This window comes from Microbacterium sp. SA39 (genome assembly GCF_000967865.1).
In the GTDB taxonomy this organism is placed as follows: domain Bacteria; phylum Actinomycetota; class Actinomycetes; order Actinomycetales; family Microbacteriaceae; genus Microbacterium.
The window spans coordinates 445,702-458,035 of record NZ_JXRU01000039.1 but is presented as its reverse complement, the minus strand read 5'-3'; the positions used below and the strand labels follow the sequence as shown (position 1 = coordinate 458,035).

14 protein-coding genes are annotated in these 12,334 nt (G+C 68.4%); 5 read left to right on the top strand and 9 right to left on the bottom strand.

Annotation, left to right across the window (positions count from 1 at the left end):
* The gene (locus tag RS85_RS18630) at positions 1 to 1,068 is read right to left on the bottom strand and encodes a histidinol-phosphate transaminase (RefSeq protein ID WP_046014912.1); all 1,068 of its coding nucleotides are present in this window, start codon (positions 1,066 to 1,068) and stop codon (positions 1 to 3) included.
* A 64-nt stretch (positions 1,069 to 1,132) separates the two neighbouring features.
* Between RS85_RS18630 and RS85_RS18625 the strand changes: the two genes are divergently transcribed.
* The 3 genes from RS85_RS18625 to RS85_RS18615 are packed head-to-tail and all read left to right on the top strand — an operon-like array spanning position 1,133 to position 2,169.
* The gene (locus RS85_RS18625; protein WP_046014911.1) at positions 1,133 to 1,339 is read left to right on the top strand and encodes a ribbon-helix-helix protein, CopG family; all 207 of its coding nucleotides are present in this window, start codon (positions 1,133 to 1,135) and stop codon (positions 1,337 to 1,339) included.
* A 4-nt stretch (positions 1,340 to 1,343) separates the two neighbouring features.
* Positions 1,344 to 1,709, top strand: coding sequence for a type II toxin-antitoxin system death-on-curing family toxin (locus tag RS85_RS18620; protein ID WP_046014910.1), 366 nt, complete (start codon positions 1,344 to 1,346; stop codon positions 1,707 to 1,709).
* Positions 1,710 to 1,761: 52 nt separating this feature from the next.
* Positions 1,762 to 2,169: a phage holin family protein gene (locus RS85_RS18615; RefSeq protein ID WP_046014909.1), complete on the top strand. Its 408-nt coding sequence runs from the start codon at positions 1,762 to 1,764 to the stop codon at positions 2,167 to 2,169.
* Between the two features lie 28 nt (positions 2,170 to 2,197).
* Here RS85_RS18615 and vapC read toward each other — a convergent pair whose 3' ends face one another.
* The 3 genes from vapC to RS85_RS18595 all read right to left on the bottom strand — a co-directional run bounded on the left by vapC (position 2,198) and on the right by RS85_RS18595 (position 4,251).
* Positions 2,198 to 2,614, bottom strand: a complete 417-nt coding sequence (gene vapC, locus RS85_RS18610; RefSeq protein WP_235282488.1) for a type II toxin-antitoxin system VapC family toxin — start codon at positions 2,612 to 2,614, stop codon at positions 2,198 to 2,200.
* Positions 2,615 to 2,689: 75 nt separating this feature from the next.
* Positions 2,690 to 3,991, bottom strand: coding sequence for a hypothetical protein (locus RS85_RS19145; protein WP_052703649.1), 1,302 nt, complete (start codon positions 3,989 to 3,991; stop codon positions 2,690 to 2,692).
* Complete coding sequence (locus tag RS85_RS18595) at positions 3,988 to 4,251, bottom strand: hypothetical protein (RefSeq protein ID WP_046014906.1); 264 nt, start codon at positions 4,249 to 4,251, stop codon at positions 3,988 to 3,990. Before RS85_RS18595 ends, RS85_RS19145 begins: the two co-directional genes overlap by 4 nt.
* A 115-nt stretch (positions 4,252 to 4,366) precedes the next feature.
* Here RS85_RS18595 and RS85_RS18590 point away from each other — a divergent pair, with 115 nt between their 5' ends.
* Both RS85_RS18590 and purB read left to right on the top strand, forming a co-directional pair.
* Complete coding sequence (locus RS85_RS18590; RefSeq protein WP_200894873.1) at positions 4,367 to 4,906, top strand: low molecular weight protein-tyrosine-phosphatase; 540 nt, start codon at positions 4,367 to 4,369, stop codon at positions 4,904 to 4,906.
* A complete protein-coding gene (purB, locus tag RS85_RS18585) occupies positions 4,903 to 6,285 on the top strand; it encodes an adenylosuccinate lyase (RefSeq protein ID WP_046014905.1) in 1,383 nt (460 codons plus the stop codon). The genes RS85_RS18590 and purB overlap by 4 nt, the downstream gene beginning before the upstream one ends.
* Before the next feature lie 153 nt (positions 6,286 to 6,438).
* On the opposite strand, the gene RS85_RS18580 is transcribed toward purB, so the two are convergent.
* The 5 genes from RS85_RS18580 to RS85_RS18560 form a co-directional block, all read right to left on the bottom strand.
* Entirely contained in the window at positions 6,439 to 7,872 is a 1,434-nt protein-coding gene (locus RS85_RS18580; RefSeq protein WP_046014904.1) for an MFS transporter, read from the bottom strand.
* A 28-nt stretch (positions 7,873 to 7,900) separates the two neighbouring features.
* Positions 7,901 to 9,718 (bottom strand): glycosyl hydrolase family 95 catalytic domain-containing protein, encoded by a 1,818-nt coding sequence (locus tag RS85_RS19615; RefSeq protein WP_235282487.1) that lies wholly within the window; start codon positions 9,716 to 9,718, stop codon positions 7,901 to 7,903.
* Positions 9,719 to 9,723: 5 nt separating this feature from the next.
* Entirely contained in the window at positions 9,724 to 11,094 is a 1,371-nt protein-coding gene (locus RS85_RS19610) for a discoidin domain-containing protein (protein WP_046014903.1), read from the bottom strand.
* Positions 11,095 to 11,287: 193 nt separating this feature from the next.
* A complete protein-coding gene (locus RS85_RS18565; RefSeq protein WP_046014902.1) occupies positions 11,288 to 11,641 on the bottom strand; it encodes a hypothetical protein in 354 nt (117 codons plus the stop codon).
* Positions 11,638 to 12,330: a hypothetical protein gene (locus RS85_RS18560; RefSeq protein ID WP_046015020.1), complete on the bottom strand. Its 693-nt coding sequence runs from the start codon at positions 12,328 to 12,330 to the stop codon at positions 11,638 to 11,640. Before RS85_RS18560 ends, RS85_RS18565 begins: the two co-directional genes overlap by 4 nt.
* Positions 12,331 to 12,334: the final 4 nt, after the last annotated feature.

The window sequence follows — 12,334 nt, the reverse complement described above, 5'->3', positions numbered from 1 at the left end:
TCAGCGGGCCGCCGCGGCGACTTCCAGCACGCGCGCGATGGACGCTTCCTCGCCGACCGAGATGCGGATGCCGTGGCCCGAGAACGGTCGCACGACGAGGTCGTTCTCGACGAAGGCCGCGGCGACCTCGTCGGTGCGCTCGCCGGCGGGCAACCAGATGAAGTTGGCCTGCGCGTCGGGGACGTCCCAGCCCTGTGCGCGGAGACCTTCGACGAGGCGGGTGCGGCGCTCGACGATCACCGCGACGCGGTCGAGCAGTTCCGGCTCGGCGTCGAGGCTGGCGATCGCGGCGTTCTCGGCGGCCGACGTGACGGACAGCGGGATGCCGGTGGTGCGGGCCGCGTTCAGCACCGCGACGTGTCCGATCGCGTAGCCGATCCGCAGCCCCGCGAGGCCGTAGGCCTTCGAGAAGGTGCGCAGCACCACGACGTTCGGATGCTGCTCGAACACGCGTTCGGCGAGGCCGTTGATGGCTCCCGGCGCGGTCACGAACTCGGCGTACGCCTCGTCGAGGATGATCAGGACGTCGGAGGGGACCCGCTCGACGAACGCGGCGAACTCGGCGCTCGTGATGATCGGGCCGGTCGGGTTGTTCGGGGTGCAGAGGATGATCGCGCGCGTGCGCTCGGTGACGGCATCCGCCATCGCTTCGAGGTCGTGACGTGATTCCGCGGTGAGCGGCACCTGCACGCCGGTGGCTCCTGCGACAAGAGGCAGGCTCGGGTACGCCTCGAACGAGCGCCACGCGTAGATCACGTCGTCGCCGACGGATGCCGTCGCGAGGATCAGCTGGTGCAGGATCGAGACGCTGCCCGCGGCGACGTGCACCTGGTCGGCGTCGACCCCGTAGCGCTCGCCGAGTCGTGCGCGCAGGCGGCCGGCGGTCGCATCCGGATACCGGTTGATCGGGGTGGTGTGCTGGAGAGCGGCGGCGACCGAGGGCAGGGGATCGAACGGATTCTCGTTGCTCGACAGCTTGAACGCGTCGGGTCCTGCCTGCTTGCCCTGGCGGTACGGCGCGAGAGCGGCGATGGCGGGGCGGATGCGGGGCAGGATGGGGTCGGTCACGGTCTGAGTCTACGAGCCTCGTCGACGCTGGTTCCGGGCCATTGGGCGGTGGTACCATTCTGGTATGGCTATGACGGTGCGGCTCCCGGAAGAACTCGACGCTCAGCTCGAGGCGATCGCGCGTGCGCGGCACATCTCGAAGCACGCCGTCATCATCGAGGCGGCGGCGCGATTCGCGAACTCGGAGACGAAGACCGATCGAGTCCTCTCGATCGGCGACAGCATCACCGAACGCTACGCCGAGACGCTGAAGCGACTGGAAGACGCCTGACCCCGTGGCTGTCGAGTACATCGAGCCCGAGCAGGCCCTCGCGCTCATCACGAAGCTCGGGCTGCACGTCCGTGACGAAGGGCTGCTCTTCTCTGCCCTTGCGCGCCCCCCCGCCGGCATGTTCGGGGTCGACGCGTATCCCTCGTTCGAGGAGAAGGCGGCGGCACTCATCAGCTCATTGGCTCAGAACCACGCGTTGTTCGACGGAAACAAACGCATATCCCTGTACCTCACGTTCATCTTCATCGAACTCAACGGCTTCACCGTGACCTTCACGAACGACGAAGCATTCGATCTCGTTCTCGCCGTCGCGCAGAGCCGGATGGACCTCACAGAGATCGCTCAGACGATCGCTGCGCACATCCGCTGACGCACAACGGCTTCCTGACACCGCTGGCCGTACGTGCGACACTGGACGCACTATGCGCTTCATCATCCGAGTCGTCGTCAACGCCTTCGCCTTCTGGGTCGTCACGCTGATGCCTGTGCTGCAGGTGATGATCATCCCGTTCCCTCCCGGTGGGACCCTGCAGCTCGTGCTGACGCTGCTCGCGGTCGCCGCGATCTTCGCGATCGTGAACACCATCATCGGCACGGTCGTGAAGATCGTCGCCTTCCCGCTGTACATCCTCACGCTGGGATTGATCGGGTTCGTCATCAACGGCTTCCTGCTCTGGCTGACCGCATGGATCACGAGCGGCTGGGACTGGGGGCTGCGCGTCGAGCACTTCTGGTGGGGCGTGCTGGCGGCGATCATCATCTCGGTGATCAACGGCATCTTCGGCTTCATCCTGCGTCCGCAGAGCAAGAAGCAGCAGCGCCGCGACTGAGATCTCCCGCTGGAGATCTCGCGCCGGCTCAGTCCGATACCGGATGGAGCCGCAGTGGGCTGATCGCGGCGAGGTAGGCGAAGTCGCGATCCTGGTGCAGCAATGTCACATCGCGACGGATCGCGACGGCAGCGATCAAGCAGTCGGTCATGCTGCGGATCGGGTGCCCGTTCGCCGTTGATGCGCGATACAACCGTGCGGCGTTCACGAAGTCGGTCGCCGACTCGATCGGCGTCGACGGCAGTCCGTTCACGAGCGCCTCGACTCTTGCAGCCTCCTGCGGCCGGTGTGCTCCCGCGAGAAGCTCCATCGCCACCGGCTCGGTGATCGAGACCTCGGTGCCGCGGGAGAGCAGCTCTCCGAGCACATCCACGACCGGCGACCCGTCGTCGCGCAGGTAGGAGATCCACACCGACGAGTCGACGAGGATCACTCTGCGCTCCACTTGGCGGGTCCGTCGTCACGCAGCTCCTCGAGGTCGCCACGCCAGCCCGTGCCGCGCAGGCCGAGGAGGAACTCCTCATCGAAAGCCGCTCGTCCGCTCCGCGTGGTACTCGGTGCGCTCGACAGAGACGGCCTTCCCGAGTTCCGCCCAATACTCGTCGAGCGCCTCTACGCGAGGGTCCCCCGACTCGTCGACCATCTGCGCAGTCTCCAGATAGGTCTCGAACTTGTGCGGCGCCAGCGTGACGTCTTGGAATCCGGGGTCCGGGTCGGCCACGCGCGTCGCCGTGAAGCTGTCAGCGGAACCAGTGCCACCGGGAGAGCCGCCGCCGGTCAGGCCCACGAACACATCGTCCGTGTGCGCGAGCTGCGCGACCAGCTGGTCCGCGCGGAACGTGCCGCCGACCGGACTCCCGGCGGTCGCGACGAGATCGACGTCGTATTCGCTCTCCATCCCCAGGTGCACCGCGATCATGCCCGCCTGCGAGTGCGCGACGACGCCGACCGTGTCGCCGGGAGCCGCGCCCGCCGCAGCCAGCGCGTCGAGCGTCGCCTGATAGGAGGCCGACTTCTCGCCGGTGTAGAGCTCGGCGTTGGACTTCATGTCCCAGGGCTCCGCTCCTCCCCCCTCCCACGGCTTCATGTTCTGCGTGCCCTTGACGTAGACCATGTATTTCGTGGTCCCGTCCGCGAACGTGAGCTTCTCGACTGCGACCTGCGCGCTTGCGGCCGACGGCATCCGTTCGAAAGCGCCGCGGAGCGTCGCCGGAGCAGCCGCCGGAGTCGATGACCGTACCGGGGCGACAGTGACGGGTTCGACCTCGCCCTTCAGCGTCATGCCCGGCAGGACCGTGCCGACGCCTGATGTCACGCCGACGAACGCCCCGAGGAGGAACACCTGCGGCAGCAACCCGCCCAGATCCCACTGACCGCCCAGACCTGTGAATCTCTCCTGCCTCCAGGTGCCGTCGACCAGTCTGTCGGCCAGCACGCCGATGCGTCCGTCGGCGGCCATGATCCGGCTCGCCCGAGCCAGGAGGGCTTGGGCAGCCGCGGAGTCCGAGTGGGCCAGCGCCTCTGCCTCTGCCCGCAGCTCGACGACCTCGAATGCATCGGCCATCAGCAGCGTCGCCGCGCTCGACTCCTCGACCTCGGCCCGGAGTTCGCCGACGCGCTCTCCACACGCCTGCAGCTCGGCGGTGTCGACGCGTTCGCTGAACCCTGGCGTGCTCGTGATGGCGGTGTGCGCTCGTCGAATCTCCGCTCGAGCCTCCTCCAGGTGCGATGCCACTCCGGAGATGCGTGTGCCGACGTCGCGCATCGCCTCGGTGTCGACCGCGATCGCACCGCCGTGATCGATCTCCAGGCCGCCGCTCACGCCACCCCCACCGCTTCCACTTCCGACTCCCGGGCCTGCAACGACCCGAGCTCCACCCCGGCGCGGGACTGGAACTGTCTGAGCTGTTCGTGCAGCGCACGAACGCCGTCGGATTGCCAGTCCGAGTCGTCGACGAGGCGCATCAGCGCCACCCCGGCTGATTCCAAGGCACCGATCGCGGCGTCGATCTCCTGCCGTGCGGAGAACCAGGCCGACAGGCCGTCCGGGCTGAAAGCCTCGGCTTGTGTGAAGGAGTACATGCGTCCAGCATCCGTGATCCGTCTGCCTGCTTCGGGCCGGATTCATCCGTCCGGTGGAGAGGAGGCATACAGGTCCGCGCTGTGCAGGACGGCGATCGACCGGCAGAATGGACAGGTGACATCCCCGTCGGCCTTCCGCGTGATCTTCGTGTGCACGGGGAACATCTGCCGCTCCCCCATGGCCGAGGTCGTGTTCCGCGATCTCGCCGAGCGCCAGGGGCTGGGGTCACGGATCATCTCCCGGAGCGCCGGGACCGGCGACTGGCATCTCGGCGAGCGCGCCGACCACCGCACGATCGACTCGCTCGACCGGCGCGGCTACGACGGCTCCCAGCATCGCGCTCGACAGTTCACCGCGGCATCCTTCGCCGACAACGACCTCGTCGTGGCTCTCGACCGCACCCATGAGCGCATCCTGCGCGAGTGGGCGCGCGATGAAGACGAAGAGGGCAAGGTCACCCTCCTGCTCGCTTTCGACCCGAACGCGTCGACCCACGACGTGCCCGACCCGTACTACGCCGGCGCGGAGATGTTCGATTCGGTGCTCGGTATGATTGAGGCGGCGACGCGAGGCCTGTTCCGCCAGCTCGAACCCGCTCTTCGTCTCCCCCGCACGCCCCGGACCACCGGGGCCTCATCAGGAGGACTCCCCTGACTTTCCAGCCCTCGCTCCCGCCGCAGCCCCTGAGCCCTCTCGACGGTCGCTACCGCAGCGCCGTCACCGGGCTCGCCGACTTCCTCTCCGAGGCCGGCCTGAACCGCGCCAGGGTCGAGGTCGAGGTCGAGTGGCTCATCGCGCTCACCGATCGCTCGCTGTTCGAGACCACCCCGCTGTCGGATGCCGACAAGGAGCGGCTGCGCGCCCTCTACCGCGACTTCGGCCAGGCCGAGATCGACTGGCTCGCCGAGAAGGAAGCCGTCACGCAGCACGACGTCAAGGCGATCGAGTACCTCGTGCGCGACCGCCTCTCGACGCTCGGACTGGATTCCATCGCCGAGCTCACGCACTTCGCGTGCACGAGCGAGGACATCAACTCCGCCTCCTACGCCCTCACGGTGAAGCGCGCCGTCGAGCAGGTGTGGCTGCCCGCCCTCGACACCGTGATCGCGAAGCTCCGCGAACTCGCCGCGGAACACGCGGATGCCGCGATGCTGTCGCGCACGCACGGCCAGCCGGCGACGCCGTCGACCATGGGCAAGGAGATCGCGGTCTTCGCGTGGCGCCTCGAGCGCGTGCGCGGTCAGATCGCGGCATCCGAGTACCTCGCGAAGTTCTCCGGAGCGACCGGCACCTGGTCCGCTCACCTCGCCGCCGACCCCGACGCGGACTGGCCGACCATCGCCCGCGAGTACATCGAGGGCCTGGGGCTCGGCTTCAACCTTCTCACCACCCAGATCGAATCGCACGATTGGCAGGTCGAGCTCTACGACCGCGTACGTCACGCCGGCGGCGTCCTGCACAATCTCGCCACCGACATCTGGACCTACATCTCGCTCGGATACTTCGCGCAGATCCCGGTCGCCGGTGCCACGGGCTCGTCGACGATGCCGCACAAGATCAATCCGATCCGCTTCGAGAACGCCGAGGCGAACCTCGAGATCTCGGGCGCTCTCTTCGCCTCGCTCGGGCAGACGCTGGTCACCAGCCGCCTGCAGCGCGACCTCACCGACTCGACGACGCAGCGCAACATCGGCGTGGCCTTCGGGCACTCGCAGCTCGCGCTCGACAACCTGCGGCGCGGCCTGAACGCGATCTCACTGTCACGCGACGTGCTGCTCGCCGACCTCGACGTGAACTGGGAGGTCCTCGCCGAGGCGATCCAGACCGTCATCCGTGCCGAGGTCGTCGCCGGACGCTCCACCATCACCGACCCGTACGCCCTGCTCAAAGAGCTCACGCGCGGTCACCGTGTCGGCGCGGCAGACCTCGCGGAGTTCGTGCAGGGCCTCGAGATCGGCGATGCCGCCAAGCAGCGCCTGCTTGCGCTCACGCCGGCGACGTACACCGGCATCGCGGAGCAGCTCGCGCGCTGAGATCAGGTCCCGCTGCGCCAGTCACGCCGATCGCGCGTTCACAATTCAGTCAGAACTTCGGCGCCGAGACCCGACTTCTGCGTGAATCCGGGACGCCGCTCTCACCTCGCCGGAATTCATGCTGAATTGTGCACGGCGCCGGCGACCGTCTGGCTAGCCGTCGACCTCGCCGGAACGCTCGTCGACCGAATCCTTCGGCATGAACACGGCGGCGATCAGCGTCAGCACGGCGGTCACCGCGACCGCGACGAACACCCAGACGGATGCCGCAATGATCGTGTCGGGATCATCCGGCCCTGCGCCCTGCGCGATCACCGAGTTCGAGATCGCCCCGAAGACGGCGACGCCGACCGCGCTGCCTGCCGACCGGGCGAAGGCATTCATGCCGGTGACGGCACCGCGCTCGCCCCAGCCGACCGAGGCCTGCGCCGCGATCAGCGTCGGGGCGGCGCTCCAGCCCAGCCCGAAGCCGAACACGAAGGCGACCCCGGCGACGACGAACGGGTTCGGCCACGGTGAGACGACGGCCAGCGCGACCGCCGCGATCGTCGCGATCCCCATGCCGATCAGGGTGGTGCGCCGGAAGCCGATCCGCAGGTACAGCCGTCCGGCATTCGCGGCGGAGAGCGGCCAGCCGAGGGTCAGCGCGGCGACAGCCAGTCCCGACAGCAGCGGGGCGATGCCGATCGAGCCCTCGAGGTACGCGGGCGCGAAGCTCGTGACGCCGATCATCAGCGCCCCCACGCCGAGCGAGACGATCGTGGTCGTCAGGATGAGCGGCCGCCGAGCGAGCCGCAGGTCGACGATCGGCTCCGACACCCGCCTCTCCACGAACCCGAAGCCGACGAGGGCGATCACCCCGATGCCGAAGCAGACCGCGCTCTGCACCGAGAGCCACGCCCAGGCGTTGCCGCCCTCGAGCATGCCGAGAATGATCCCGGTGAGCCCGACGGTGAGGAGCACGGCGCCCGCGTAGTCGATCCGGTGCCGCTGGGTCTGCTTCTTCTCGTGGTACTTGCGCAGCAGCATCCATCCGGCGATCAGGCAGAGCGGGATGTTGACCCAGAAGATCCACCTCCACGCGTCCAGCTGCGCGAAGATGCCGCCGAGAGCCGGGCCGACGACCGACGAGATCGCCCACACGCTGGCGACGTAGCCCTGCACCTTGGCGCGCTCGGCGACCGTGTAGATGTCGCCGACGATCGTCATGGCCATCGGCGCGACCGCGCCCGCCCCGAGCCCCTGGATGATGCGGAAGACGATGAGCGCGGGCATGCTCCACGCGAACCCGCAGAGGATGGACCCCAGCAGGAACAGCGCGATGCCGAGCAGGATGATGGGCTTCCGACCGACGGTGTCGGCGAACCGCGAGTAGATCGGCACGCTCACGGCTTGCGCGAGCAGATAGACCGAGAACAGCCACGGGAACTGCTGGTAGCTGCCGAGCTCGCGGACGATGCTGGGCACCGCCGTCGCCAGGATCGTCGCATCGATGGCGATGAGTCCGGTGGCGAGCATCAGCGCACCGAGCACCGGTCCGCGAGCCGAGCGCAGTCCGACGGAGGCGCGGTCGACGGAGGCAGTCACCCTAGGGACAAGCCCTCCGCCGCCCGGACTATTCCGCCGGACCGAGATCGCGCATCGGCTTGCCGTTCGTCGCGTTGCCGGGCTTGACCTTGCGCCGTTCTTCGTTGACGACCACGATCACGTTGCTCATGTTCGGCGCCCGGTCGGCGACGACGTCGTAGGACTCGACCCTTCCGTCACGCCACGTGCAGGAGACCCGATACCCACCTCGCGCCCGCAACCCCTCGAACGACCCGCTCGCCGCCCAGTCCGCGGGGACGGCCGGCAGCAACCGGATCACCCCGCCATGACTCTGCACGAGCATCTCGACGATCGCCCCGACGATGCCGTAGTTCCCATCCAGCTGGAACGGCGGATGATTCGCCCACAGGTTCTGCAGGATGTTGTAGGTGAGCAGGCCGCGCACCATGATCCCGGCACGCTCGGAATCTCCGAGGCGGGCGAACAGTCCCGCCCGCCACGGCCAGGTCCACGAGCGCCGGCTGTCGCCCGAGACCGTCGCGGCGGTGAACGGCACCCCTTCCTTCTCGCCGCAGCGCGCCTTCAGCGACACCAGCGCCGCGGCGGAGAACTCCGGGGTCTCCGGGGTGATCTGGCGCCCCGGGTACACCGCGAACAGGTGGGAGGTGTGCCGGTGGATGTCGGCCGGATCGTCGCGGTCGGTCTGCCACTCCTGCAGCTGCCCCCAGCGACCGATCCGGTTCGGCGCGAGCCTCTCCTGCATGCCCGCGACCGTCTCGCGATACGCCTCGTCGATGTCGAGTGCCTCCGCGCACTCGACGTAGTTCTGGAACAGGTCCCAGATGATCTGCTGATCGTGCATCACGCCGTCCTCGCGCGGACCGTGCTCGGGCGACCAGCCCATCGGCGCGACCAGCGTGCCGTCGGACAGCTCCTTGAGCTGGTCCTCCCAGAACTCGCAGATCTCCTTGATGAGCGGGTAGGCGAGGTCACGCAGATACTTCTTGTCCTGTGTGAAGGCCCAGTGCTCGTAGAGATGCTGCGCGTACCAGGCGCTGGCGATCGTGTTCCACTCCCACGCGTTGCCGCCGTAGATGCTCTGCGAGGTGCGAGCCGTCCAGCCGCGGACATCCGCTCCGAAGGCGTTGCTCGTCGCGACGCGGCTGGGAACCGCCACCTCGCGGATGAAGGCGGCCAGCGCCTCGTGGGATTCCGGGAGGTCGGCGGTCTCCGCGCCCCAGTAGTTCATCTGGATGTTGATGTTCGTGTGATAGTCGCTCGCCCACGCCGGTTGGTTGGTGTTGTTCCACAGCCCCTGCAGGTTCGCGGGGAGGCCGCCGGGCTTGGACGAGCTGAGCAGCAGGTAGCGTCCGTACGAGTAGAGCGTCTGCTCGAGCGTAGGGTCGGACTCGCCTCTCGCGTACCGCGCGAGCCGGCGGTCCGTCGGCAGGCCGAGGGTGGCGACGTCGGATCGACCCCACTCGACCTTCGCCCGCTGCATCAGCGCGGTGACCTGCTCGGTGTGGGCCGACCGCAGGTCGTCCCAGGAGCGAGCGGATGCCGCAACCAGCGCCTTCTCGATCACGGGCGCGGGTGCCGCTCCGCGCCAGCCGTGCGCGGCGCTGAGGCGATAGTCGGTGCGCGCGTCGAGCAGCAGCGTGAGGGAGGATGCTCCGCTGACGCGCAATCCGCCTGCCTCGGCGCGGACCTCTCCGTCGGTTTCGGCGATGCTCACGACGGCGGCGTAGGCGAGCTGGTTGGCCATGACACCGGAGAAGCTCAGCCGTCGACCTGCGGCGTCGGCCGCGGTGGTCACCCCTTCCTGCTTCGACGTCAATGCGATCAGCGCGCTGAGAGCTGCGGGTCGATCGGTCGTGAAGCGCACGGCGATCACGTCGGCGTCGCGACTTCGCGCAGCACGGTCCCCTGTGCCGACGCGAAATGCACGCTGTGCGTGCCGTCCGCGATGTCCAGCGCACGCCGGTAGTCGACGACGGCGCGCGCCCCCGCGGTGCTGAACCCGTTCGCGGTGAACGCGACGCCGCCGAGACGGAAGGATGCCGGTGCGGCGAACGTGATCCGGTACATCAGGAAGGCGGTGGAGTTCGCGAACGAGAACGTCCGTCCGGAACCGCGCTCCGGGAACATCTCATCGCTGCGACTGTCGAGCGCCTTCCAGGTGAGCCCGTCGTCCGATGCGGAGACCATCCAGTTGCGGGGATCCCGGTCGGGCTGGTCCGGGGCACTCGTGAGCACGTAGCCGGTCAGCGCGAGCTTCGCAGCGAGCTCCACCTGCCAGATCGCTCCGGCACCGGCATCCGCCACCTCCCACACCGTCGTCGGGTCGGCGTCGATGCTGCCGACGAGCGCGTCGGCGTGTCCGCTCGGCGAGGACACGTACACCGCGCTCCCCCGCGCCAGGTCCACGCCGCCGAGCGCGACCTCGGCCACCTGGAAGTGGCTGACCCCGGCCTTGGGCGCGAACACGATCCGAAAGTGGCCGTAGGCCGTCGTGTTCGAGAAGGAGAACGTCTTCGTGAGGCGCCTCTGCGCGAAGGGCGCCTCGCTGCGCGTGTCGAGCGTGGTCCAGGTCGTGCCGTCGGTCGAGCCCTCGAGACGCCAGTCCTGCGGGTCCCGGGCGGGCACATCGTTCGCGCTGGTCAGCGAGTACGAGGCCACTGCTGCGGGCTCGGCGAGGTCGGCCTGCCAGATCACCTCGGCGGGCGGGGCGATGAGGCACCACTTGGTACCGGAGTCGCCGTCGAAGGTCTTCTCCACGCTCTCGCCGCCCGACACGGTGTACGGGCCGCCGGGAGACGAGACGGCGGTCCGCGCGCCGAACGACACGGTGACCTCACCGAAGTCGCGGAACGATCCGAACCCCGTCACGCTCGTGTCGTAGGCACCGTCGGGCTGACCGGCGAGGGCGTTGTCGTAGTCGTTGACGCCGCCCCAGAAGCTCTGCTCGCTGAACTGGATCACCTCGGCATCCGGGTTGCCGAACAGCTTGGCCCCGAGTCGGGCGTTGCCGATCGGGAGCGCCTGGGTCTCCCAGCTGGTAGCGGGAGTGCCGTACCAGAGCGCATGCGTGGACAGCTCAGGTCGAGGGATCGCGCCGGCCGCGACGGCCCGCAGGGAAGTCCCCGACCCGAAGGTGGCGGCCGCGGCGGGCCGAGCCGCGAGGAACTGAGGGACGAAAGGAGCGAGGAGGGCGAGACCGCCCACCTGGAGCGCCTGACGGCGGGAAATGGGGTCCATCATCACAGCAAACCTCCGGAGCATCGTTGATCATCTGGTGCCGTGCGGTCTCGCAGTTCGATCATGCGAGACGCGTCACGAGACAGTGTGTGACACCAGACCTCGGATGTCTACAGACGATCGGACAGAGCGATTCGCCGAAAGTCAGGGACTACAGCGAGACAGTCACTTAGCGAGAGAGGCTTTGATCGGATGTTCAGGGGGATGCCGGGCGCTCCGGCTTGTCCGAGCCCGCGTCGTCGTCCGGCTCCGGGTCGTACAGAACAGGACGGTCGATGGTCTTCGTCACCTCGGCGGGATCGACCGCGAGAATCAGCATCGCGAGGATCAGCAGCGTCGCGATGAACGCACCTCCGCCGACGACCAGCGCGAGCGCCAGGGGCGTCAGCCCGTCGTAGGTCCCCTCGGCGATCGCCGTATTGACGCGGAGGGTGAATGCGCCGGTCGTGACGAGGGTGACGACCATCGCGAACACGCCGCAACCCAGCGCGATGCCGAGCAGGTGCAGCGGCCGCAGGATGTCTCGGCGGGTCGGCTTCTCGTCGCTCATCGCTCTCCTCCGCGCTCGGCCGAGGCTGCGCTCTGATCGGTGCCGGATGCCGTGACACGGTCACCCACCGGCTGTGCGTCGTCGGTCGCTGCCGTGCCCACGGCATCCGCTCGCTTCGGAGTCAGACCGGCGATGCCGAGGAAGACCGCGACGATCGCGGCGTAGCCGCCGAACATGCCGACGCCGAGGATGATGCCGGAGAGCAGGAACGTGCCGGCCTTGTCGATCGTGTACTCCTGGATGAATCCGGCGGGGATCAGCAGGAGGACGATGCCGAGGAGGATGCCGAAAGCGCCGACCGTCACTGCGTCGCGCGCCAGCGGATCGGCGGTGCGGCGAGCGCGGAAGCCGGCGAGGAGTTCGATCCCTCCGCTGAGGAGCGCCCAGGCCGAGACGACGACGAAGAAGAGGTCATCGGAGCGCCACGCCGGGATGCCGGTCGCCATGCCGGCGATGACGCCGAGCGCGGCGAGGAGCACGTAGGACCACCGCGATCCCTCCGGCAGCACGAGCCAGGCGGCGAGCACCTGGACCAGGGCCGTCACGAAGACGAAGCCGCTGAACACGGAGAGTCCGACGGGAGACGAGTGATCGGAGGAGAAGGTGATCATCAGCGCGGCGATGGCGGCGAAGAGCGCGCGCAGCAGTTGCACGTGTCGCATGGTGAATGCGCGGGCAGGGGCAGACATGACG